This is a genomic window from Paenibacillus tyrphae (assembly GCF_000722545.1).
GTDB classification, from domain to species: domain Bacteria; phylum Bacillota; class Bacilli; order Paenibacillales; family NBRC-103111; genus Paenibacillus_G; species Paenibacillus_G tyrfis.
The window spans coordinates 379,946-402,562 of the sequence record NZ_JNVM01000006.1; the positions used below are offsets into that span (position 1 = coordinate 379,946).

Genomic DNA, 22,617 nt, shown 5'->3' on the forward strand with positions numbered 1-22,617 from the left:
TCTATGTAGGGCCCGGAGGCCAATGAAGCCCGTCGTCAGACCGACTGGGTAGACATGCGCGGGACAAGCTGCATCGGAACGCGAACCTCGTGCGCATCGGTAATCTCGACTCGATCGGAATTCCCATCGATCCGCACCATTGTCTCGATCTCCCCGAGCTGCTCCAGCATTAACCGGATGGCCTGCCGCGCCTGTTTGTCGTAAGGAATGTTCATCGTCGTCATCGACGGATAGCAGACCGATGTGAACGGATCGTTATTGACTCCGACGATCTGCACGTCCTGCGGAACCTTGTATCCATAGCGCAGTACGGCAAACATGAACGCCAACGCCACATTATCGTCGAATCCCATCACCCCGATCGGCCGAACCCCATCCGAAAAAGCAAGCACCTGTTCCACCGCTTCATCCATCGTGAGCCCGTCATCCATCTCCACGATCGCAGACGGGATCGATTCCGGAAGTCGGTCCAATCCGTTACGGAAGCCGATCCGGCGCTGTCGGTCCGTTCCAAGCGATTTTGCTTTCGCTAAGTAAACCATCTTCCGGCTGCCCTGATCGTACAAATGCCGCACGATCGTGTCGCAGCCTTCCAGAAAATCGAGATTGACCGCCCCGGCCGCGATGTCGCTCGGCCACCCCCAAGCGTTAAACAGGACCAACGGGGTGCCATCCGATACGATCTGGCTGGTAGCTTCCTGTGACATAGCCAACCCGTGGCAAAACAACCCGTCTACCCTGCGCTGCAGCAGCACGTCCAAGTGACGCTTCTCGATCTCCGGATCGAAGCCCGCCGCCGAAAATACAGACAGATGATACCCGTACTGGTGAGCGGTGCGCTGCATCTCTTCGGCAAAACGCCCGTAATACCCGCCGAAGCTTGGTACAAGCATCCCTAGCTCGTAAGACTTTTTGCTGCTGAGGCTGGCAGCCATCACATTGCGGCGGTACCCGAGAAGCTCCGCCGCCGCTTCCACCTTCCGGATCGTCTCGGCCGACATCGGCACATTTCGTCGATTCAGCACGTTCGACACCGTAGCAATCGATACGCCGGCAGCCTCTGCCAGATCTACGATCGTGATTTGGCGCTTTTTGCTCATAACCGGCACTCCAATTCTTCAACATGATTTAAACGTTTAAATTTATGTCTATTTTACTCTCTAACCTACCGATTCGTCAACGGAATTTTATAGATACGGTTGGCTTATTTTGTCAATAGAGGATTTAAATTTTAAACCAATGTAAAAAAATTACTAAATCTATGTTATCCTTTTTAGTAAACAATTCCATGGTTACCCATTATTTAGTATCTACTTTTTTGTTAAAAAGTACACAAAAGGAGAGCCTCCATGAAATCGCCCATGTCGGTTATTCAAACTTTGCCAACGGGAGAAAGCAGACTCGCCGTTATCGATCTCCACAGCGATGTTCTTTATACCGAAAAGGATAAGTCCGGAAGGCTTATTTTCCATACTTTACACGGAGAATACCGGGCTATCGCTGATTTGGACGATCTGGAAAATCATATTGAAGACTTCTGGCAGCTCGATGGCTCCAATGTCGTGAACATGTCGAAGGTCAAAGGGGTCGGACACCATTTGAAGGCTTACTTTGACGATTTCCCCACAGAGCGAAGCAAGTTCGCTTCCATCAGCTGGATGTTCATGCATCTGCTGCAAGACATCGTTCATCAGCGCATCAACCATAACCGATGCCAATCGATCTCCGGAGCGCTGCCGAAAAAAGACTAGCCTTTCAAGGTTGGTCTTTTTTCTTTTCCAAATGCTTTAATACTTTTTTCATATTGGGCTCGGAAACGGGAGCATATTTCGTGTTGTCCGTCGTTTCCTCCTCGAAATAAACCGCCTTACGAACGGCATGGTAACCTGCAATCCGGTCCATTTTTACGCTATAAGATCGATCCACCTTATCGAACGACAAATCTTGATACGCTTTGCTCAGCTGGTCGAGGGTTGTTGGAACGATATATCGTTCAGTGCGGGTATGTACGCTGATGACATTATTATGAGTGGTGAAAAAAACGATCTCATCGTCGTCAAGTTCGTAACCCGAACCGTCCTCCCGAAGCACTCGCATTGTAAATCCAACTCCAAACTCATACTTATTTGTCGACCAGTTCTTTCGGGGCTTTGGGACTAAAGACCATTGGTTTTAATGTAACGATAAAAACCGAAGCACATACGGCTAAAATAGCTGAAACTAGTTGAGCAATATGCTTTTTCAAAGAACTACCCCTCTCTTTTTAAAGGAATGATGGTCAAACACTGGACAAAAAATGTGATGGCTAGTAACGAAGACATATAAATAAAATTGATGCTTACGAGACCTACGGCTAAACATTTATATACAGGATGATAAACGTCCTTCAATTTGGTTTCCTGATCGATATTTGGGGCAAAAAGAAGCAGTAAAATAATACTTGTAACATTGGTAAGAGTCACAATTGAAACACTGAATTCCGGCAAATGCGGTAACAATGTACATATGAAAACAGAAACTAGTATACAGCCTATACTAGACCTAATATGGAACCCGCCCGAAAAAATTCTCAACCAAGCGAACGATATTAAAACAATTATCGTTTCATAAAGCTTTCCGAATATGTAGCCCATGATCAATGTAATCACTACAATCGACAATGTATTAAATAAAATGCTTAATGCATATTCCATAATTTCAATACTTGTCGTTTTCTCCGGATTCGCATTTTTTATCCAAACGGATACTGCCCGAGCAGGTCTGTTAATCATCGCTGCGGTCCTTTTTATAAGAAAAATATAATATACAGTACATAATTAGAATCAGCACAAAAAATATATAGACTAATTTCATATTATCATGTGCAAATAAATTATAAACAAACGATAAGACAAAAACCGACAATGCATTCATGCCTATAAACATGATATTAACTTTGCTCATTTTAACCATGACGAATTGGGAATGCGGAACAAAATCAAAGCCTTTCCTGCCTTTTTTAATCCACCATCCCAGTAACCAAGCAGAGGAAGCTGTAAGGGTTTGAAGAAGATTCGTCCCTACTATATTGTTCGTCAAGGCTTTAATCTCAAATATACCTATTGCCTCTAAGATGAAATAGCAAGTAGCTTGTATGATCACATACCCCAAATAAGTGCTGCATGTCATAATCCCGGCGTAAAATGGATGAACTCTGAATAACAGCCAAACAAACATAAACATTAGAAACATTTGCACGAGAACATCTATAGACTGAATCTCATATACATTTCGATTCGTATACGAAATAAACGACGCTACCGCACTCGCAAATACAATCGAAACCGGGTACATATCGAACTTGAACAAACGGAACATCAAATAATACATCGCCATTGTTTCCATTATCGAAAAGACCATGAACAATATAAAATCGACCAATGCAACCGCGCTCCCACAATGGCTATCTTAACAATTTTTCCTGATTATACCTTGTATTAATATACTTCCATTTACATATTTCGACAAGGACATAAATTGGAAAAGATGATCTAAACTGCCTATTCTCAAACAAAAAAATTCTCCCCTGCGATCGCAGCAAGGGAGAATTTTAGTACGAGTATGATTACACGCTAAGCCATTTCTTGAACAAATGCTTCGTCGTATCGAGGTTCATTGCCGCGATCGACGTGGTGAGCGGAATGCCTTTCGGACAAGAGCGCACGCAGTTCTGCGAGTTGCCGCAGCCTTCGATGCCGCCGTCTTCCATCAAAGCTTCCAGACGCTCGTGAGCGTTCATCTCGCCTGTCGGATGCGCGTTGAACAAACGCACTTGCGAGACGGCTGCCGGACCGATAAACGTCGTTTTGTCGTTCACGTTCGGGCAGGACTCAAGACATACGCCGCAGGTCATGCATTTGGACAGCTCATAGGCCCATTGACGCTTGGACTCGGCCATCCGCGGTCCCGGACCGAGGTCGTACGTACCGTCGATCGGAATCCATGCTTTAACCTTCTTCAGAGCGGCAAACATGCGCTCACGGTTGATCACCAGGTCGCGAACGACCGGGAATGTCGTCATCGGCGCGATGCGAATCGGCTGCTCCAGCTTGTCAACGAGCGCGGAGCAAGCTTGCCGCGGCTTGCCGTTAATGACCATCGAGCAAGCGCCGCACACTTCTTCCAGACAGTTCGATTCCCAGCAGACCGGTGTCGTTTTATTGCCGCTTGCGTTCACCGGGTTCCGCTGAATCTCCATCAACGCGCTGATCACGTTCATATTCGGACGGTAAGGAACCTCGAACTCTTCCGTGTACGGTTTGCTTTCCGCAGAATCCTGACGCGTTACGATGAACTTGACCTTTTTATTCGCTGCTGCAGTTGCTTCGGCCATGATTAATGACCTCCCTTCTTCTTGTCGGTCGTGTAGTCACGCTTTCTCGGTTCGATCAGCGATACGTCAACGTCTTCCCAATCGATTTGCGGACCGTCCGGCGTCCATTTCGCCTTCGTCGTTTTCAGGAACTGCTCGTCGTTACGATCCGGGAACTCCGGCTTGTAGTGCGCGCCGCGGCTTTCGTCGCGAAGCAGAGCGCCGAGCGTCATCGCGTGGGACAGCTCAAGCATGTTCCACAGCTGGCGGGTGAATGCCACACCCGGGTTGTTGAAACGGGCCGAGTCGTTGATGTTGATGTTTTTGTAGCGCTGCTTCAGCTCGTTGATTTTGTCGAGCGTTTGTTGGAGCTGCTTGTTGTAGCGCACAACGGTCATGTTGTTCGTCATCCACTCGCCCAGCTCTTTGTGGAGCACGTAAGCATTCTCGGTACCGTTCATTTTCAAGATGCTTTCGTATTTGTCCGTGTGTTCCTTTTTCGCGCGATCATAAACCGTCGACGAAACGTCTTCGGCATGCTTATCCAAGCCTTTGATATATTCAATGGCCTTCGGACCGGTGATCATACCGCCGTAGATCGCGGAAAGCAGCGAGTTCGCACCCAGACGGTTGGCACCATGGTACTGGTACTCGCACTCGCCACAGGCGAACAGCCCCGGAATATTCGTCATTTGGTTATAGTCAACCCACATGCCGCCCATCGAGTAGTGCACGGCAGGGAAAATCTTCATCGGAATTTTGCGCGGATCGTCGCCCATGAATTTCTCATAGATCTCGATGATCCCGCCGAGCTTGACGTCAAGCTCCTTCGGATCTTTATGCGACAGGTCGAGATACACCATGTTCTCGCCGTTCACGCCGAGCTTCATATCGACGCAGACAGAGAAAATTTCCCGTGTCGCGATATCGCGCGGTACCAGGTTTCCGTAAGCCGGATATTTTTCTTCAAGGAAGTACCACGGCTTGCCGTCTTTATACGTCCATACGCGTCCGCCTTCACCGCGCGCGGATTCGGACATGAGACGAAGCTTGTCGTCGCCCGGAATCGCCGTCGGGTGAATCTGAATGAACTCGCCGTTCGCGTAATAAACGCCTTGCTGATATACCGCACTGGCCGCCGTACCCGTATTGATAACCGAGTTCGTCGTTTTACCGAAGATGATCCCAGGACCACCTGTCGCCAAAATAACCGCATCGGCCTTGAAGGTATTGACTTCCATGCTGCGCAGGTCTTGTCCGGCAATCCCGCGGCATACGCCGTCGTCGTCGAGCACCGCGCCCATGAACTCCCAATGCTCGTATTTTTTCACCAGACCGGCCGTTTCCCAGCGGCGTACTTGCTCGTCAAGCGCATACAGCAGCTGTTGGCCTGTCGTTGCTCCGGCAAACGCCGTACGGTGATGCTTCGTTCCCCCGAAACGGCGGAAATCGAGAAGGCCTTCCGGCGTACGGTTGAACATAACGCCCATCCGGTCCATCAAGTGGATGATGCCCGGCGCCGCTTCGCACATCGCTTTAACCGGCGGCTGGTTGGCCAGAAAGTCTCCGCCGTAAACCGTATCGTCAAAGTGTTCCCACGGGGAGTCGCCTTCCCCTTTCGTATTCACCGCTCCGTTGATGCCGCCTTGCGCGCACACGGAGTGGGAACGTTTAACCGGCACCAAGGAGAACAGGTCGACGTGAACCCCAGCCTCTGCCGCTTTGATGGTGGCCATCAAACCAGCCAAGCCTCCACCGACTACGATGATTTTTGAATTCGCCATGATCGTCCCTCCCCCTTAACCTTTCGCCATTTTCGGCAGCTGACTGAAATCCGGATTCAAAAATGCCGTCAAGGACAAAATAAACATGACGGACATGACCACGAATACGCCCATCCATACGTAAGTCGAAACTCGCTGCGCGCGCGGCCCCACGGTAATCCCCCAGCTGACGAGGAAAGACCACATGCCGTTGCTGAAGTGGAACACGGCCGCAACGATACCAATACAGTACATAATGAAGTAGATGTTGTTGCTCACAATCTCGTGCATGTGGATGCCCACCGCATCTTGCGCTACCGCTCCAAGCGAGATTTGCAGACGCGTTTGGAAGAAGTGAAAGGCCACGAACAAGAACGTAATGACACCGGTTACGCGCTGCAAGAAAAACATTTGGTTGCGGAAATAGCCGTAGTTGGACACGTTGTTGCGCGCCGTATAAGCCACATACAACCCGTAGATGGCGTGATAGGCGAGCGGAATCCAAATGCCGACAATTTCCAGCAGCAGCATGAGCGGCAGTTCATGCAGCCAGAACACTTGATCCAGAAAAGCCGCATGTCCGCCGCTGAACGCCTTGTAGTTCGTCAGCAGGTGCTCGATCAGGAAGAAGCCGACCGGAATGACACCAAGCAATGAATGCAGCTTCCGTGAAAAGTAAGAATTTTTAAACATTGAAACTAGTTCCCCCCTCAGATTAAGGCTTGTCACCGCTTCGTCAAAACCATTTACCATTGTACTCCCGCATATCGGGAGCGTCAACAAAAAACGCTATGCCTATTTTCCATGTTTCGACAAGCTTTTATACCGTTTGCGGCAAAAAATGTGAACAAGAAGTGACACATTCCATAGTACTCCTGAATCGCTTATAATGGAAGTGCTGATTTTTTATATATGCTTATAACTTATTGTCATATAAGAAAAGGAAGGATATACGCTATGGAGCTTATCGATGTATTTGCCACCGTCGTCGAGCAGCAGAGCTTGAATAAAGCGTCGCAGTTGCTCAACGTCTCCCAGCCTGCGCTGTCGCGTAAAATTATGCGGCTGGAGGAGGAGCTCGGCATTCAGCTCTTCGTCCGCAAAGGCAAGCGGTTGGAGCTAACCCGTGCCGGAGAGGTATGCTACGAGTTCGCCCTGGAGCAGAAGCGGCTGGAACGCCGGCTGCACGAAAAGCTGCAGGCGTTCAAAACAAACGTCAAGCCCGCCAGCATCGTCATCGGAGCAAGCCTGACGACGCTCCAGTCGACGCTGCCCGACCTGATTACGATCTATACCCGCGAATACCCGAATACGGACATCAAGGCCGTTACCGGCAAAACGCACGAGATCGTGCCGCTCATCAAAGAAAAACGCGTGGACATCGGTCTCGTCGCCTCCATGATCGAAGATCCGTCCATCGTCTGCGTGCCCTTATTCGACGACCCGCTCTGTCTCGTTCTGCCCGAAGGGCATCCGTTCGCTGACAAGGAGGAGCTGTTCATTCAAGATCTGCACGAGCTGCCGATGATCTTGTTTTCGCGGGGCACATGGTACCGCGTCTTGATGGATGAGATGTTTCACCGCTGCGGGGTGCATCCGGATGTCAAAATGGAGATCGACTCGTTCGAAGCGATTACCCGGCTCGTATCCACCTGCAAAACGGCAACGCTCCTGCCCGAATCGTATTTGCGGCGCAATCTAATTGAAGACAACGAGCTGAGCGTGCGCTTCATCCCCGAGCTGGAACAAACGAAAAGAACGACCTCTCTCCTGTTCACGGAGGAGGCCGTTCTTGAACCGTCTATCCGCCGCTTCATCGATCAAGCGGTCCGGCATTACCATACGGCAGACGAATATACATTATAAAAGAAGGCGGACGATGCGTTAGGTCTCTCCGTCCGCCTTCTCCTCCAATCCGAGCCTGCGGGCGACATACGCCGTCGTTCCGGCCTGCAGCAGGATGGTCAGCAGTACGGCCAGGAACGTGACCGACGCGATAACGTCCGCATACTTCACACCCATCCCGACAACCATGCCCGATAATGCCGCCGGGATTACTCCCGTTTCGCGCACCCAGAACATGAATACAATCTCGTTGCGCTTCCATCCGGCCTTGCGGTCCGGAAGCGCGCAGGCCAGCACAGTCAACGGGCGGGCAATCAGCATAAAGACGACGATGACGGCAAGACTCGGCCACAGGTGATCGAGGATGACCCGGAAATTCACTTGGCTGCCCAGCATAATAAAGATAAGCATCCGCATAACCACCGTCATATTTTCGCTAAAATGGGCCATTTCGTTCAGCTTGTCGTCCAGCTCCAGCTTGAACAGCTCGTGATTGCCCCAGATGAGGCCGGCCACGAAGGTCGCCATAAACCCGCTGACGTGCAGCACGTCACCGAGCCAATAGGCGCCGAGCGCCGTGACGATCAAGGCGATGGTCGCATAATCCCGCAGCCAGCCGAGCTTGAAGTGAGCCGTAACATAGACCAGAACGAGTCCGATAAGCAAACCGACGACAATGCCGCCCACGGCAGTCTGCACAAAGCCAATCACGCTGGCGCCAACCGACAAGGCTTGACCGCCTGTGATAGCTCCGAGCACCGAGAAAGTCAGAATCGAGCCGGTCGCGTCGTTGAAGGCGGACTCGCTTTCGACCGTTTCCCGCACCTTGGGACGAATGCGCACCTGCTTGAAAACGGGGATGAGCGTCGCCGGGTCCGTCGATGAAATGATTGCGCCGAGCAGCACCGCGTACATCATCGGGATGCCGAGCAGCCAGTGCGCGGCAAAAGCAACGACGGCGCAGGTGATCAGAACCCCGGGTACACTGAGCAGAGATACGGTGATCCATACTTTGCGAAGCCCCGACAACCGGATATTCCGGCCGCCGTCGAACAAAATGAGCGCCGATCCGGCCGTCAAAATAAATTGGTTCATAAACGAGCTGCTCGGCTCGTTGACCAAATGCATCCCTTGCCCTACAACAACGCCCGCGATCAAAAAAAGAGCGACGTCCGGCAGTTTCAGCCAGCTCGCTACTTTTCCGGAAATCATGCCGATGAGGAGGATAAATATAATAAGAAAGAGTACGTGTTCGATCATAACGCTATTTTCCATTAGTGCTCTTCGCCTCCTGACAACTCGGCCCTGCTTCGGTCGACCGCGGTCTGTTACCGGATAACCTCATTCTCGAACGTCTCGATCTGCTCGTTCGTGCCGATGACGACCATGACATCGCGTTCTTCCACCATATCCTCGGCCGTCGGAGCGATGATGACGCCGTTCTTCTTATTAATAGCAACGACGCTGCAGCCGTAGCGCGCTCTCGGATCGAGCTCCTTCAACGAACGGCCGTTCAAGCTGCGCGGCACCGCGAGCTCGGCAATCGTATAATCCTTCGATAGCTCGATATAATCAAGCAGATTGGGCGATACCAGCTGGTGCGCCACGCGAATGCCCATATCCCGCTCGGGATAGATGACTCGGTCTACGCCGATCTTTTGCAGCACTTTGCCGTGCAGCTCGGACAGCGCCTTGGCCACCACCATGCCCACACCGCTATCTTTTAACAAAATCGCCGTCAAAATACTCGCTTGAATGTCATCGCCGATGGAAACGACAACGCAATCGAAATTCCGGATGCCGAGCGAGCGGATCACATCCTCGTCGGTAGCGTCCGCCACCACGACGTGCGTCAGCTCATCGCTCATCTCCTCCACCGCTTCTTCATCCTTGTCGATGCCCAGCACCTCATAACCGAGCTTGATCAGTTCCTTTGCAAGGCTGGAACCGAAGCGGCCGAGGCCGATGACTGCATACTGACTACGTTTCATTCGTTAGCTTCCCCTATCCGATCGTAATTTTTCCTTCCGGGTATCGGTACAACTCTTTTTCCGCTTTTGGTCCTAGCGCATAAGCGAGCGTAAGCGGTCCGAGACGGCCGGCAAACATGGTGAGAGAAATCATAATTTTTCCGAAAAAAGAAAGGTCAGGCGTAACGCCCATCGTAAGTCCGACCGTACCGAAGGCGGAGGTTACTTCGAAGAGCAGCTTCAGAAACGACTGGTTCTCCGTCGTGGTCAGCAGCATCGTAACGAAAATGACCAGAAACAAAGCGATCATCGTCAGCGTAATCGCTTTAAGAATACGATCCTTGCCGAGCCGGTAATGGAACAATACGATATCTTCCTTCCCGCGGATCATGGCAATCATCGCCCCGATCAGCGTGGTGAACGTCGTCGTCTTAATCCCGCCGCCCGTCGATCCCGGAGATGCCCCGATAAACATCAGAATGATGATAAAAAATTGCGACGCCTGGCGCATGGCACCGATATCGACCGTGTTCGCCCCGGCCGTCCGCGGCGAAACGGATTGAAAGAACGAAGCGAGAATTTTGCCGGACCAGTTCAGCGAGCCCAGCGTCTTCTGATTCGTAAATTCGAAAATAAAGATGACGATCGCCCCGACCACGATCAGAAGACCGGTGGCGGACAGCACAACCTTGGAATGCAAGGACAACCGTTTATGCTTCCTGTAATCGACGACGTCGGACATGACGACGAAGCCTATGCCGCCCAATATGATTAAGCCCATCGCTACGATGTTCACGATCCAATCGTCCGCGTACGTCGTCAGACTCGTAAACGGAGCGACGACGGAGCCGAATAAGTCAAAGCCCGCGTTGTTAAAAAACGAAATGGCATGGAATATGCCGAAATAAATGCCTTTGGCTATCCCTAAATCGAATGACCATCGAATGGAGAAAATAACGGCCGCAACGAATTCGATCGTAAGCGAGTAGACGAGGACGCGCCGGATTAGGCGGACGATCCCTTCCATGCTCCCTTGGTTCATCGCTTCCTGCAAGATGAGCCGTTCCTTGAGCGATATGCGCTTTCTTAGTACGAAAGCAAACAACGTCGCCATGGTCATAAAGCCGAGGCCTCCGACCTGAATCAAGGAAATAATGACAATTTGTCCGAACATGGAATAATGGCTGCCCGTGTCCACAACGACCAATCCGGTTACGCAAGTGGCGGACGTAGCCGTAAACAACGCGTCTATAAAGAGCGTAGGTTGTCCGCTTGCCGAGGAGATTGGCAAGGAGAGCAGAGTAGCCCCGAGCAGAATGATCGCCGCAAAGCCGATCACTAAAATTTGCGGCGGCGTCAGCTCGATTTTTTTGGCGATGGATTTCATCATACACCTCTGTTAACAGGTTTCAGGCAACAAAAAAGACACTGGAAACCCTAGTGTCGTGTGTAAAGGTTCCTGCAAAAAAAGCCTACGAGGTTAGCTGACGGATTCGGGTTTACAGGCACCCTATCTACAAGCCCTTAAAGGACTTGCGGAATTCACCCCTAAAATCATGGTTCCCCCGTTTTCGTAAAGAAATTCGGCTTGTTATTCAATTGATATGAATTGAATTATAATCCCCTTTGCCCGGAAGTACAAAGCTGTTTTTGACGGAAATGTCACGAGAATCAGAACGTTAGGAGAGATGTAAGCGCTCTTACACCTATGTCGCTTCGCTTTTCGCGTTTTTCCCCGGACATGCTCGCAATTTCGATGGATTTTCCCGGAGCATGTATGCTAATTTAAAAGAATACACTGTTATTATTCCGGATCCGATAAGGAGCTCTTATGCTGAAACGATTTAATTCCGCAACTCCCCTGCCGCTGCTTGCCGTCATCGGTCTGCTGTTGTACTTTGGCGTCATCGTCGTCTCTCCATTTTTTCGCGATACGGAGCGAACGGACCAAGCCCCAACGAACGTACCGGAAGTGTCCAAGCAGCAAGCGGCCGCGGCGGCAACCGACTTTGTGCGCGGCAGGTTCAAGCTGTCCCCGGAGCCGCAGACGAACGTGCTGTATCAAGCGTACACGGCCATTAGCGGCTATCTGCAAAAAGAACACCTGTACGACGAATACACGAAGCGCTACGGAGACCAATATCCGCTTGAGTTTTACGAGGTCGAGATCAACGACAAGCCGAACGAAACAACTTATTACGTCGCCGTAAATTACAAAACGCTGCAAATCTTCGGTTGGGCGCGCAACAAATCTCCGGTTGCCAAAAGCGATACGGTAAGCTCGGCCGAAACCGATCTCGTCCGATTGGCGGAGCGCGCGATCCGGGACATGGGCTACGCACCGGAGCAGTTTATCCTATCTAGTGAAAAAGGCAAGGAACGTAACGGAGCTCTCGTTTATGTAAGCAAAACGGAACAAATTGGCGAGGCGAAGCTGGAGCTGCGGCTCGACGTGTCCGGTGGACAAATCGCGTCCTTTAAACCGGCTTTTCCGGCTCCGGACAGCTTTATCTCCTGGCAGCAAGCCCAAGACGAGCGGTCGGCCCTGATGACAAGAATCAGCATGGCGGTGTCTCTAATGATGACGTTTGCCGCGCTGATCGTCATCATCCGCTATCGGAAGGAAGTCCGCTTCGGACGCGGCACGGTGCTGTCGATGTTGTTTTTAGCGATCTACCTGACGAACAACTTCAATATGCTGCCGGCCTTCCGGACCATGCACGGAAGCGGCCCCTCGGAACCGGAGGCCGCTATCTATTTGGTCATTATGAATATTTTCATTACGCTGATGGCCGGCTCGACTTACCTTTCCTTCCTGGCCGGACGCCAGCTTTGGCTGAACCGCGGCTGGAATGCGTGGCCTGTATGGCGCGATCCGCGTTTCGGAAGCGAGACGCGAACGGCCATGGTACGCGGGTACTTGATCTGCTTGTTCATCCTTGGGGTGCAGCAAGTGATGCTCTTCATCGCCTCCGAGGCGTTCGACGTATGGGCGATCAGCGAGCCGACGGACTCCATCTACAATATGCGCGTGCCGGGCTTCTTCCCATTAATGGCTTGGGCTGCCGCGATATCGGAGGAAGCCGTCTACCGACTGCTCGGGATTGCGCTCGTGCTCAGACTGACCCGCAGCCGGGTGCTGGCCGTGCTCCTGCCCAGCGTCATCTGGGCCATGAGCCATACGCAGTACCCGATCTATCCGGTGTACACGCGGCTGATCGAGGTGACGGTGCTCGGCCTTGTCTTCGGATGGGCGTTTCTGCGATACGGCTTCCTGACCGCTATGTTCGCCCACGCCGCTATGGACAGCATTCTGATGGGACTATCGCTTATGTATACGGGAGAGCCGCTGCAGATTGCCCTCGGAACGCTGTATCTCCTTGTACCCGCAGCGGTCGGATGGATCATTGCATGGCTCCACGGCCGGTTTAATCGGCGTCCGCCTGCTCTGTCTCTTCCTGGAGCTCCCCCGCTTCCGGAGGCGAATCCGGATTCCGGCCGTTTAACGCCGATAAAATTTGGCCCGCCAGCTTCTCACCGATTCCCAGAGGCTTGAAGTCTACGACTTCGGCCTCTTTTATTTTTTTAAGCGAGCCGAAATGCTTGAGCAGCGCTTTGCGCCGCTTCTCCCCAATGCCGGGGATCGCGTCAAGCTGCGAGACGGTCATCGACTTGGCACGGGTCTCCCGGTGGAACGTGATCGCGAAGCGGTGTACTTCGTCTTGAATGCGCTGGAGCAAATAAAACTCCTGGCTGTCGCGCGGCACCGGGACCACTTCGGCCGGATCGCCGATCAGTAGCTGTGCGGTTTTGTGCTTTGCGTCTTTGACCAGTCCGCAGACGGGAATGTAAAGCCCCAGCTCGTTCTCCAGTACGTCGATCGCCGCGGACATATGGCCCCGCCCGCCGTCGATGACGATCAGGTCGGGCATCTGCAGTTCTTCCTTGAGTACCCGCTCGTACCGGCGGCGCACCACTTCCCGCATCGTTTCGTAATCATCCGGACCTTGGACGGTACGGATTTTGTACTTCCGGTACTCCTTGCGGTCCGGCTTACCGTTCGTAAATACGACCATCGCGGATACCGGGTCTGATCCTTGAATGTTCGAGTTGTCGAACGCCTCGATTCGGTGTACCGTTCCGATGCCAAGCCATTGTCCCAGATTTTCGACCGCTTTGACCGTCCGGTCCGCGTCGCGCTCAATCAGACGGAATTTTTCTTCCAGCGACACCTGGGCATTGTCGCATGCCATGTCGACCATATTTTTTTTAAGTCCGCGCCGCGGAATATGCACTTTGACCTTAAGCCAGCTTTCCAGCGCTTCCTTCACATCGGCTTTGGACCCCGATCCGGCGGGGTCGTCCGCTTCCGCTGGATCATCGGCCGGCTCCGGATCAGCGTCTACGGAATACGCTGCGCCGGTTTCGGCCACCATTTCCATATGTGCCTCTGTCGTTGGCGCCTCGACGGTAGCAGCCGCTTCCGAGCCCGGCGCGGGCTGCTGCCCTTCCGTCCATGCCGGGAGGAACACTTCCTTCGGCAGCGCCGGGTTCTCGCTGTAATATTGCGTCACGAACGTCAGGAAATCGTCATACGCTTCGCCGTAGTACGGAAAGGACGACGCATGGCGCTCGATCAGCTTGCCTTGGCGCATATAGAGAATCTGCACGCACATCCAGCCCTTGTCCACGGCGAAGCCGAAAACGTCGCGATCCACGGTATCCGTCGTCGTAATCTTCTGCTTCTCCATGACCGTATCGATATGCTGAATCTGGTCCCGCAGCTCCTTCGCCCGTTCGAAGTTGAGCTCCTCGGCCGCTTCGTGCATTTTGCGGGTAAGCTCCTGCTTGATCTCGTTATGCCCACCGCCAAGAAACCGGCTGATTTCGTGCACCATCTTGTCGTACGTCTCCTGCTCAACCTCGTACTCACAGGGCGCGATGCACTGTCCCAGATGATAGTACAGACATACACGGTCCGGGAGCGTCTTGCATTTGCGGAGCGGATACAGCCGGTCCAGCAGCTTCTTCGTCGCCCCTGCGGCGTACGGGTTCGGATAAGGCCCGAAATATTTGGCCTTGTCCTTCAGCACCCGGCGCGTCACTTCCAGCCGGGGGTGCTTTTCATTCGTAATTTTGATGTATGGAAACGACTTGTCGTCCTTCAGCAGAACGTTGTATCGCGGATAATATTTTTTGATCAGATTGCACTCCAAAATGAGCGCTTCCATGTTATTGGCCGTCACGATGTATTCAAAATCGACGATATCGTTTACGAGCAGCTGCGTCTTGATCGTATGGCTCCCGGTAAAATAGGACCGCAGCCGGTTGCGCAGCACCTTCGCTTTGCCGACATAGATGATCGTGCCTTCCCGGTTCTTCATCAGATAACAGCCGGGCTGCTCCGGGACGAGCGACAGCTTGTTTTTGATCGCTTCCAGTATTTTTTTCCGGTCCTGTCGATCCGGTTCCCCTGCATATTCGGTCAACGAATTCCTCCCCTTTCCCAACGGCAAAAAGCTCTTTTTCCAGCATAGCAGAAAAAGAGCTTTTTCTCACGCAATCCGCAGGCTGCCAAATTATTGGTGGCGGCTCAATACGTTTTTCAGCGCATCTTTGGACTGGAAGCCGACGATTTTATCGACCGGCTGGCCGTCTTTGAACACGATCAGCGTCGGAATGCTCATTACGCCGAAACGGGAAGCGGACTCCGGATTGTCGTCCACGTTCACTTTCGCGATTTTCACACTTTCGCCGATTTCTGTATCCAGCTCCTCCAACACGGGAGCGATCATTTTGCAAGGTCCACACCAAGGAGCCCAAAAATCTACAAGAACCGTACCGGATCCTTCTACTTCAGTCGAGAAAGATTGGTCAGACACATTAACGATAGCCATGATTCAATTTCTCCTTTTGCGGAAATAATGTCAACATGTAAAGTATACCACATCGAGAGCCTTTTTCAACCGAGCCAAAGTTTGCACAATTGTCACTTTACATCCTTTACAATGGAAGACGATTTTGGGTATACTAGCCGTATATGAGTATCGCTAAGCTGCCTAAGCTGTGCCGTCAGGCGGCTTTGCCCGGCACAACCCTAAGGAGGAACCTTTTATGAACGACTCGACAAGAAATCCCGAACTGCACGTGTACGAAGAACAACGGAATGACTTTATCGACGTCGCTACGGGCTTCGGCGTTTTCTTCGCCATCCTGCTCGTGGTCGGCATCATCGCGACAGCGGCTTCGCTTATGATGAAGTAATAATGGTCCGGCCGTTGCGAAAAGCCTCTGCTTGATCTCCATTTCCGGAGGTGGGCAGAGGCTTTTTTGTGCATTTTCCATGCTAAGCGCGGCCCTTTAGGATCAGGAGCGCCCCCCCCGCTTGTTATCCCCGTTCACCATGACTACGTCGACAAACGGCCGAATCCGGTCCATGATGCGCCGCCCTTTGAATTCCTCGTCCCCGTCCTTGCTGGTGAAGCTGAAATGCTTCTCCAACGCATCCAGATCGTGATTGGATGTGAAAAACGTCGGCTTGCGGTTCATCCGGTAGTTCAGGATCGCTCCCATCACATGGTCGCGAAGCCAAGGATTCAAATTCTCCGCCCCGATATCGTCGAAGACGAGCAGGTCCGTCTCCTTCAGCACATCGATCGTTTCCTTGAGCTTCAGCGGATCTTGGAACATCGTTTTCAGATCCTCGGCAAAATCCGGCATGTACACGATCGCCCCGCTGTAGCCTTCTTTTGCCAGCTCATAGAGCAAATAACACATCAGAAACGTCTTGCCCGTTCCGAAGTTACCGGCTAAGTAGAGGCCTGTTGGCTGAAGCCCCTGCTGACGAATGGTTACGATATATTGCATAATCCGGCCGACTGCTTCTTCCCGGTCCGGATCTTTATCGAAAATTTCGAGCGACGAGTACCCTTGGGACAGCGCCCGCTCATCCACGTAGAAGCTGCGAATCCGGCTGCGGACCGAATCCTGCGTCGCTTTGGCGATAAATTTCTTGCATGCGACCTTCTGGTCGTACACTCGGGTCCAATCGTCCCCTGCCTCGACGTTCAGCATCGTGTAATGACCTTCCATATCGTTCGGGCATCGATCCAGCCCCGGGCAATTGTTGCAATTGTTATATTCCGTAATATATTGGTGCAGCTTGTTCAAATTCAGCTTGATCGTCTGGCTGTCGAGCTCCGGGTGTTTGGCTCTCAGCTTGACGATCAGCGGATCGGATGCAATTTCCCGCACCTTATTTTCCGCCTGCTGCAGCAATTGACGGCCCTGACCGCCCCGCAAAAGTTCCCCAAGCGACTCCATCCGCTGCACCTCCCCATTGATTGCCAGTTGGGCATCGCTGACGCTTCTCTAATACGATCGCGTCCTTCCGTTTCTATCCGCTGGACTCTACAGCTTGCCGTCGAGCTGCTGCGCCATTTTACGGAGCGCTTCCCGCTCGGCCGAAGACAGCGTTTTGGCTGCCGGCGTATCCTTGACGATCGGAATGACCGGCTTCTGCCGCCCCCGGCCTCCCCTGGCCGGAGTATTCGCGCTGCTTGCGCCTCCGCTGCGGCGCGTCCGCTGCTGCTCCTGAAACTTCATTTGCTCGCGAATGTACTGAACCGCTTCTTCGAACGTACCGACCTGCTTGGCCAGCATGTCCGTAACGCTGAATTCGATGGACGCTCTCGACCAGGAACGCTTATTGACATACATGTAATGAATCAGCACGTTCATGACTTCCTCGCGCAGGCCGTAGTTCAAATCGACCTTGGCCAGCGTATCGAGCAGCCCGTCCGGGATCGACCCTTGGCTGAAAATTTTCTCCAGCAAAAACGTGTACGGCTCATTGCGCAAAATGTAGTTGTATTGGTGCTGATTACATTCCCCTTGAAACAGATCGGGCACTTCGAGGTAATATTCCATCTCGACGATTTTGTCTCCCGCCGGTGCCGGGCTATTGCTTGCGCGGTCCGTCTCGCCGGTTTTATCGGCAATCCTCGCCATATGCCGCGTCCGCTCTTCGGTCCGCTTTTTATCTTGCCGGAACACTTGATTGGCTTTGTGCTGAAGCAGCTCGAGCACAATCCGGCCGTCTTCGTCAAACACGCCGTCTTCGTCCAAAAGTCGGCATACGTCGGTCAGGAACAGGTTGTACTTTTTCGCTACAAAATTGATTGTCGCCAGCTGCTCCGGCTCGTATTTGAGCCGCTCCACGAAGTCCCGGTTTACGGACTCCCGTGGGAAATGCATAATGATCTCCGCATATTGATAGCCCTTGTACATGACCTCCGGCTTCGCCTCGGCAGGCTTGGCCGCCGCCGACTCGAAGAATGCTTTCTCCAGCTCGTGATCGATCACCTGCGTATTCAGACGGAACAGCTCGTAGAACGGCACGGACAAATTTTCGGTGTTGGCGTCCGCCATTTCCTGCGCTTCCGGCAGCACCAGCTCGTCCCGCAGCGCAAACACCGCATATTTGCCGACCTTATCCCGCAGCAGCAGCGTCAAATGCTGATTCCGGAAAAATTCCGTCGGCGGCAGCGGCGCAAACAGCGTGTACTCGTACACATAATCGTCCGAAGCGGCCGCAAACCGGCGCGACGTCTTGAGCAGCCCCACCGCTTCCAGCCTTGAAGTCTGCTCGATGAACAGCTTCCGGCCGTTCTCGCTCGCTTCCAGCTCCAGCGCCAGAAACAGCTTGCGCTGCTGCTCCATCGCCGAATGCCCAACTTTGTCCGCAGGGAGCTGCTGGAACAGCGTCATGTACACGCTGACGGCGTAAGCGCCGATCATCGGCTGATACACCGCGGCCATCATCTTATAATCCAAGCTGCTCAAAGCGAAATCCCGCATGACATAGAAACGGTGATATTCGGAAAAATGCAGCAAATTCGTTATCCGCATTCGATCAAAACTCCATCCGTGATTCAAATGTTTACCCTCCATTTTATCACACAAATCGACAAAGAGGGTAGAAGGAAAAAGCAGGCTTTTGGGGGTTGGCAGAGAGGTGTTTTTTGGAGATGAGGGGCTGGGCTCGGGATTGGGTAGTTGCGCTGCGAGTCGTGCTGACTGCCTCCGGCCGCTCTTAAAATCGGATTCTATTAAACTTACCTTGCGGTAAGAATCCGATTTTAAAGGCGGCACGTAGACTCAGAGTTTTCTGAAAGAAAACTGCTTCGGAAGCATAGGCTCCGGCAGTCACACGACTCTCCGCTCCACCCTCCCGCTACCTCCTAAAAAAACATAAGCTCTGCCAAACGGCAGAGCCTGCTTTGAAAAGAGTAATAAAAAACAATACAAAAAACCATAACCTAAAACCCCAAAAACTAAAACATTTTAAAGCCTTTTTGACGTAAGGATTTGATCGTAGAGCCGCTGAGGACGGCGCCGATCAGGCCGCCGATGGCAGGGACGTAATCAGCGATGGAATATTCGGCCAGGTTCGAAGCGAGAGAACCGGTGCCCCAGCCCCAATAAATGACCAAGCCGATCATGAGCGCTATATATCCGTAAATGGGGAACCAAGTCGTTTTCATAAGCATGTTTAGAATAAAACCGAGCCCGAAAAACAGCACGAACAGCAGCACGGTTACGATGATCAATTGCAGCAAAGCGGACAGCTCCTTTCCATATGCCTATATTGTATAAAAAAACAAAGGCGCGGTAAAGTGAGCCGTTGTGAACGAAATATGAAAAAAATCACAGGCACGAGCTAAAAAAGAGAACAAATAAAACGGTACCAGCCGATCGCCGCGATCCAAAACGGGATGCTGATGAGCGTCCCCATCAAAATGCCTAGTGTTAACCGGTTTGTCATGACGGACGCCTCCTTTAACAGGTACATCGGCATACGGACTCCGAATTGTAATAGCATTATATGGCAAGCGTTCACAAAAAGTTTGCCGTTTCGTCACGGAGCCGCATTTGCCCTTTGCAGCCGATTTCGCTACAATAAAACAAGCAGTTGGCAGCAGTGCCCATTTTGAAGGAATAAGGGAGTGTCCGTTAATGACTGAAGTCGTACATCCATTGGATGGCTGGTATAGCTTGCATGATTTCCGTGCAATCGATTGGAACGCCTGGAAAAGCTTGACTGCTCAAGAAAGAGCGCGCGCCGAGGACGAACTGTACACCCTGCTCGGCAAATATCAGAGCACCGAGGACCAAAAGCAGGGCAGCACCGCCTTTTATTCCGTTGTCGGACAAAAAGCCGATTTCGTCTTCATGCATCTGCGCGAGACGTTGGAAGAATTGAACGAGCTGGAAACCGAATTTAACAAAACCATGTTCGCGCAAGTGACGATTCCGACGTACTCTTACGTCTCTGTGGTCGAGCTCGGCGCTTATATGGCGAAGCCAGGGACCGATCCGATGCAGGACCCGGATGTCGTGGCGCGCCTGAAACCGATCCTGCCGAAAGCGGGACATATTTGCTTCTACCCGATGAACAAGAAGCGCGAGGGCAATGACAACTGGTATATGCTGCCTGCCGAAGACCGCCGCAACTTTATGCGCGGACACGGTATGATCGGCCGCAATTACGCCGGCAAAGTGAAGCAAATCATCGGCGGCTCCATCGGTCTGGACGATTGGGAATGGGGCGTTACGCTGTTCGCGGACGATGCGCTGCAATTCAAGAAAATCGTTCATGAAATGCGCTTTGACGAAACGAGCGCCCGCTTCGGGGAGTTCGGCGATTTCTATGTCGGCAACTTGCTGAATCAAGAGAAAATGGCTTCGATGCTGAAGCTGTAACGGGCCAACCAGCCAAAAAAACCCTTGCTGGCATTCGCCGAAACGAAAGCTGCAAGGGTTTGCTCGTTTATTCGTCGTCTTCATCCAAGAGTTCCAGCTCTTTGCGCCGCAAGTACTCTTCCGTGTCCCGGTCGCGCTGCCGCGATTTTTCCTTCAGCCGCTCGATGGCCGGAAGAATGAGGATGTCGATTTCTTTCTGCACGATATACGACAGGTCGTAACGGTTCTGCGATTCGAGGTAATGGCCTACTTCAAGAAGAGCGTTGTACCGGTCAAGCTCCTCCCGGGTCAGCAGCCCCCGAACCTGAATGCTGCAGTTGCGCATCGGACTAGAAGCGGCCTTTCTTCAGCACGAGCGGAATACCGCCGATGATGTACAAGTAGCGCAGATCGATGAGCTTTTTCATCACGGCCGCGGTACCGCCCTTGATTTTCTTGGAGCCGACGATTCCGATCGCTTCGCCGCGTCCGAGAGAAGCTACGGTACCTTTCGGTTTATACTCGAACGTTTTCAGCTCGGAGCCGCGGATTTGCGCTACCAGATTGTGCGCGCACACATCGGCTTGCTGCATCGAGATTTGCGCTGTTGGCGGATAAGGACGACCTTCCGGGCTCATCACGATCGAGCAATCGCCAAGCACGTATACGTTGTCGTGCCCTGGTGCGTGCAGCGTATCGTCGACCTTGATGCGGCCGCGCATCGTCTCGAAGCCGGCTTCCTCCAGCATATGGTTGCCGCGAACGCCGCCGGTCCAGATGACGGTAGCGGATTTGATCTCTTCACCGGTTGCAAGCACGACGCCGTCCGGGGTGCACTCTTTGATCGCGGTCGCGATTTTGAACGTGACGCCTTTGTTCTTCAATACGTTCATTGCGTACTCGACAAGCTCGGGATCGAAGCCCGGAAGCGCCGTCGGAGCCGCTTCGATGTTATATATTTTTACGAGGGATGGGTCCACGTCGAATTCTTTGCACAGGTCCGGAATCCGGTCGGCCAATTCACCGACAAACTCGATCCCGGTGAAGCCGGCGCCGCCGACAACGAAGGTCAGATAGTCTGTACGGGAAGGCTCGCGCTTGAACTTCGCGAATTGGTACTCCACGTGCTCGCGGATGAAGCGAACGCTGTTGATGGAGCGAATATTCATCGCATGTTCTTTCAGCCCCGGGATGCCGAACGTTTCCGGTTCGCCGCCCAAGCCGATGACCAAGTAATCGTAAGAGAGCGTGCCCTCTTCCAGAATGACTTTTTTCTCTTGCGGCCGAATTTGAACGACGGTCGATTTCACGAAATCGATCTTGAACTCGTCGATCAGCTTCAGAATGTTCACGCGTGCATTTTCGGGATTATCCGTCCCTGCAGCAGGCATATGGAGATGGGTCGTAATGTAATGATAGTCGTGTTTGTTTACGAGCGTGACGTCAGCTTCATTATAATTCAGCTCTTTTTGCAACCGAATAGCCGTTACGATCCCGCCGTAGCCTGCGCCTAAAATGACTATTCTTGGAATTCGACTCATGGTTCTATCCCTTCCATCACATATTTTTCTATATAGTATATGAGTTTGAAAACTGTTTGTGAAAAATTACACAAGCGACGCCGAAAAATGGTTTTTCTCCCTACAGCGTTCCCTTCGGCATTTGAAAATATAAGCAAATGATGTGTATTTATACCAACAGTTTTAACCAATTCAAATGCAATAATATAATGATACGAGGCAAATAGCAAGTTTTATTTTGGTTAAAAACCTAGGAAAATCGCCAGACTAACGATGGTATCTCTCGATTCCTTCGGCTGCTGCCTATTGCCATATAAAAACTTTATCAGGCTAATTAATTATATCACTCATTGAAAAGTCTAATTTATATTTTCAATGCCGTAGCCGTACGATTATAATTAGAATGGACCTTACTATGTTTCGGA

20 protein-coding genes, 1 pseudogene and 1 riboswitch are annotated in these 22,617 nt (G+C 52.0%); of the genes and pseudogenes, 5 read left to right on the forward strand and 16 right to left on the reverse strand.

Annotated elements, in window-relative coordinates:
- Positions 1 to 35: 35 nt before the first annotated feature.
- Positions 36 to 1,100: a LacI family DNA-binding transcriptional regulator gene (locus tag ET33_RS08615; RefSeq protein ID WP_036679345.1), complete on the reverse strand. Its 1,065-nt coding sequence runs from the start codon at positions 1,098 to 1,100 to the stop codon at positions 36 to 38.
- Between the two features lie 249 nt (positions 1,101 to 1,349).
- On the opposite strand from ET33_RS08615, the gene ET33_RS08620 reads away from it, so the two are divergent.
- Positions 1,350 to 1,751, forward strand: coding sequence for a LytTR family transcriptional regulator DNA-binding domain-containing protein (locus ET33_RS08620; protein ID WP_036679347.1), 402 nt, complete (start codon positions 1,350 to 1,352; stop codon positions 1,749 to 1,751).
- 4 nt (positions 1,752 to 1,755) lie between these two features.
- On the opposite strand, the gene ET33_RS08625 is transcribed toward ET33_RS08620, so the two are convergent.
- From ET33_RS08625 to ET33_RS08650, 5 genes are all read right to left on the reverse strand, one after another.
- A complete protein-coding gene (locus ET33_RS08625; protein ID WP_036679349.1) occupies positions 1,756 to 2,097 on the reverse strand; it encodes a LytTR family transcriptional regulator DNA-binding domain-containing protein in 342 nt (113 codons plus the stop codon).
- 152 nt (positions 2,098 to 2,249) lie between these two features.
- Positions 2,250 to 2,771, reverse strand: a complete 522-nt coding sequence (locus ET33_RS40585; RefSeq protein ID WP_036679352.1) for an accessory gene regulator ArgB-like protein — start codon at positions 2,769 to 2,771, stop codon at positions 2,250 to 2,252.
- 833 nt (positions 2,772 to 3,604) lie between these two features.
- Positions 3,605 to 4,372 carry a succinate dehydrogenase iron-sulfur subunit gene (sdhB, locus tag ET33_RS08640; protein WP_036679356.1) on the reverse strand — a complete coding sequence of 256 codons (768 nt, stop codon included), beginning with the start codon at positions 4,370 to 4,372 and terminating at the stop codon, positions 3,605 to 3,607.
- 2 nt (positions 4,373 to 4,374) lie between these two features.
- The gene (gene sdhA / locus ET33_RS08645) at positions 4,375 to 6,135 is read right to left on the reverse strand and encodes a succinate dehydrogenase flavoprotein subunit (protein ID WP_036679358.1); all 1,761 of its coding nucleotides are present in this window, start codon (positions 6,133 to 6,135) and stop codon (positions 4,375 to 4,377) included.
- 15 nt (positions 6,136 to 6,150) lie between these two features.
- Positions 6,151 to 6,807, reverse strand: coding sequence for a succinate dehydrogenase cytochrome b558 subunit (locus tag ET33_RS08650; protein ID WP_036679360.1), 657 nt, complete (start codon positions 6,805 to 6,807; stop codon positions 6,151 to 6,153).
- A gap of 264 nt (positions 6,808 to 7,071) precedes the next feature.
- Here ET33_RS08650 and ET33_RS08655 point away from each other — a divergent pair, with 264 nt between their 5' ends.
- Positions 7,072 to 7,980: a LysR family transcriptional regulator gene (locus ET33_RS08655; RefSeq protein ID WP_036679364.1), complete on the forward strand. Its 909-nt coding sequence runs from the start codon at positions 7,072 to 7,074 to the stop codon at positions 7,978 to 7,980.
- An 18-nt stretch (positions 7,981 to 7,998) separates the two neighbouring features.
- On the opposite strand, the gene ET33_RS08660 is transcribed toward ET33_RS08655, so the two are convergent.
- Genes ET33_RS08660 through ET33_RS08670 form a run of 3 tightly spaced genes read right to left on the reverse strand, consistent with a single transcriptional unit; the run spans position 7,999 to position 11,316 of the window.
- Positions 7,999 to 9,234 carry a cation:proton antiporter gene (locus ET33_RS08660; protein ID WP_036679367.1) on the reverse strand — a complete coding sequence of 412 codons (1,236 nt, stop codon included), beginning with the start codon at positions 9,232 to 9,234 and terminating at the stop codon, positions 7,999 to 8,001.
- A 53-nt stretch (positions 9,235 to 9,287) separates the two neighbouring features.
- Positions 9,288 to 9,950: a potassium channel family protein gene (locus ET33_RS08665; RefSeq protein WP_036679370.1), complete on the reverse strand. Its 663-nt coding sequence runs from the start codon at positions 9,948 to 9,950 to the stop codon at positions 9,288 to 9,290.
- Between the two features lie 13 nt (positions 9,951 to 9,963).
- Positions 9,964 to 11,316 (reverse strand): TrkH family potassium uptake protein, encoded by a 1,353-nt coding sequence (locus tag ET33_RS08670; RefSeq protein WP_036679374.1) that lies wholly within the window; start codon positions 11,314 to 11,316, stop codon positions 9,964 to 9,966.
- A 67-nt stretch (positions 11,317 to 11,383) separates the two neighbouring features.
- Positions 11,384 to 11,528, reverse strand: a riboswitch (cyclic di-AMP (ydaO/yuaA leader).
- 1,453 nt (positions 11,529 to 12,981) lie between these two features.
- On the opposite strand from ET33_RS08670, the pseudogene ET33_RS39690 reads away from it, so the two are divergent.
- Positions 12,982 to 13,227, forward strand: a pseudogene (locus ET33_RS39690) (CPBP family intramembrane glutamic endopeptidase); the annotation flags it as partial.
- Between the two features lie 130 nt (positions 13,228 to 13,357).
- Here ET33_RS39690 and uvrC read toward each other — a convergent pair.
- Positions 13,358 to 15,418, reverse strand: coding sequence for an excinuclease ABC subunit UvrC (gene uvrC, locus ET33_RS08680; RefSeq protein WP_036679377.1), 2,061 nt, complete (start codon positions 15,416 to 15,418; stop codon positions 13,358 to 13,360).
- Positions 15,419 to 15,508: 90 nt separating this feature from the next.
- Complete coding sequence (trxA, locus tag ET33_RS08685; RefSeq protein ID WP_010493653.1) at positions 15,509 to 15,826, reverse strand: thioredoxin; 318 nt, start codon at positions 15,824 to 15,826, stop codon at positions 15,509 to 15,511.
- Between the two features lie 217 nt (positions 15,827 to 16,043).
- On the opposite strand from trxA, the gene ET33_RS38375 reads away from it, so the two are divergent.
- Entirely contained in the window at positions 16,044 to 16,193 is a 150-nt protein-coding gene (locus ET33_RS38375; RefSeq protein ID WP_010493655.1) for a hypothetical protein, read from the forward strand.
- Between the two features lie 102 nt (positions 16,194 to 16,295).
- Here the strand turns inward: ET33_RS38375 and dnaI are convergent, their stop codons facing one another.
- The 3 genes from dnaI to ET33_RS08700 form a co-directional block, all read right to left on the reverse strand.
- Positions 16,296 to 17,252, reverse strand: a complete 957-nt coding sequence (gene dnaI, locus ET33_RS08690; RefSeq protein WP_036679380.1) for a primosomal protein DnaI — start codon at positions 17,250 to 17,252, stop codon at positions 16,296 to 16,298.
- An 87-nt stretch (positions 17,253 to 17,339) separates the two neighbouring features.
- Complete coding sequence (locus ET33_RS08695; RefSeq protein ID WP_036679383.1) at positions 17,340 to 18,839, reverse strand: replication initiation and membrane attachment family protein; 1,500 nt, start codon at positions 18,837 to 18,839, stop codon at positions 17,340 to 17,342.
- Positions 18,840 to 19,264: 425 nt separating this feature from the next.
- Positions 19,265 to 19,549, reverse strand: a complete 285-nt coding sequence (locus tag ET33_RS08700; RefSeq protein ID WP_179223545.1) for a YuiB family protein — start codon at positions 19,547 to 19,549, stop codon at positions 19,265 to 19,267.
- 397 nt (positions 19,550 to 19,946) lie between these two features.
- On the opposite strand from ET33_RS08700, the gene hemQ reads away from it, so the two are divergent.
- Positions 19,947 to 20,693 carry a hydrogen peroxide-dependent heme synthase gene (gene hemQ, locus ET33_RS08705; RefSeq protein ID WP_036679388.1) on the forward strand — a complete coding sequence of 249 codons (747 nt, stop codon included), beginning with the start codon at positions 19,947 to 19,949 and terminating at the stop codon, positions 20,691 to 20,693.
- 67 nt (positions 20,694 to 20,760) lie between these two features.
- Here the strand turns inward: hemQ and ET33_RS08710 are convergent, their stop codons facing one another.
- Positions 20,761 to 21,018, reverse strand: coding sequence for a hypothetical protein (locus ET33_RS08710; RefSeq protein WP_010493665.1), 258 nt, complete (start codon positions 21,016 to 21,018; stop codon positions 20,761 to 20,763).
- Between the two features lie 4 nt (positions 21,019 to 21,022).
- Positions 21,023 to 22,213, reverse strand: a complete 1,191-nt coding sequence (locus ET33_RS08715; RefSeq protein ID WP_036679390.1) for an NAD(P)/FAD-dependent oxidoreductase — start codon at positions 22,211 to 22,213, stop codon at positions 21,023 to 21,025.
- Between the last annotated feature and the right edge of the window lie 404 nt (positions 22,214 to 22,617).

Excerpts from the sequence above, each read along its gene's own strand:
- ET33_RS08615 (WP_036679345.1), bottom strand. The coding sequence starts at position 1,100 with ATGAGCAAAAAGCGCCAAATCACGATCGTAGATCTGGCAGAGGCTGCC.
- ET33_RS08620 (WP_036679347.1), top strand. The coding sequence starts at position 1,350 with ATGAAATCGCCCATGTCGGTTATTCAAACTTTGCCAACGGGAGAAAGC.
- ET33_RS08625 (WP_036679349.1), bottom strand. The coding sequence starts at position 2,097 with ATGCGAGTGCTTCGGGAGGACGGTTCGGGTTACGAACTTGACGACGAT.
- ET33_RS40585 (WP_036679352.1), bottom strand. The coding sequence starts at position 2,771 with ATGATTAACAGACCTGCTCGGGCAGTATCCGTTTGGATAAAAAATGCG.
- sdhB (WP_036679356.1), bottom strand. The coding sequence starts at position 4,372 with ATGGCCGAAGCAACTGCAGCAGCGAATAAAAAGGTCAAGTTCATCGTA.
- sdhA (WP_036679358.1), bottom strand. The coding sequence starts at position 6,135 with ATGGCGAATTCAAAAATCATCGTAGTCGGTGGAGGCTTGGCTGGTTTG.
- ET33_RS08650 (WP_036679360.1), bottom strand. The coding sequence starts at position 6,807 with ATGTTTAAAAATTCTTACTTTTCACGGAAGCTGCATTCATTGCTTGGT.
- ET33_RS08655 (WP_036679364.1), top strand. The coding sequence starts at position 7,072 with ATGGAGCTTATCGATGTATTTGCCACCGTCGTCGAGCAGCAGAGCTTG.
- ET33_RS08660 (WP_036679367.1), bottom strand. The coding sequence starts at position 9,234 with ATGGAAAATAGCGTTATGATCGAACACGTACTCTTTCTTATTATATTT.
- ET33_RS08665 (WP_036679370.1), bottom strand. The coding sequence starts at position 9,950 with ATGAAACGTAGTCAGTATGCAGTCATCGGCCTCGGCCGCTTCGGTTCC.
- ET33_RS08670 (WP_036679374.1), bottom strand. The coding sequence starts at position 11,316 with ATGAAATCCATCGCCAAAAAAATCGAGCTGACGCCGCCGCAAATTTTA.
- trxA (WP_010493653.1), bottom strand. The coding sequence starts at position 15,826 with ATGGCTATCGTTAATGTGTCTGACCAATCTTTCTCGACTGAAGTAGAA.
- ET33_RS38375 (WP_010493655.1), top strand. The coding sequence starts at position 16,044 with ATGAACGACTCGACAAGAAATCCCGAACTGCACGTGTACGAAGAACAA.
- dnaI (WP_036679380.1), bottom strand. The coding sequence starts at position 17,252 with ATGGAGTCGCTTGGGGAACTTTTGCGGGGCGGTCAGGGCCGTCAATTG.
- ET33_RS08695 (WP_036679383.1), bottom strand. The coding sequence starts at position 18,839 with ATGCGGATAACGAATTTGCTGCATTTTTCCGAATATCACCGTTTCTAT.
- hemQ (WP_036679388.1), top strand. The coding sequence starts at position 19,947 with ATGACTGAAGTCGTACATCCATTGGATGGCTGGTATAGCTTGCATGAT.
- ET33_RS08710 (WP_010493665.1), bottom strand. The coding sequence starts at position 21,018 with ATGCGCAACTGCAGCATTCAGGTTCGGGGGCTGCTGACCCGGGAGGAG.
- ET33_RS08715 (WP_036679390.1), bottom strand. The coding sequence starts at position 22,213 with ATGAGTCGAATTCCAAGAATAGTCATTTTAGGCGCAGGCTACGGCGGG.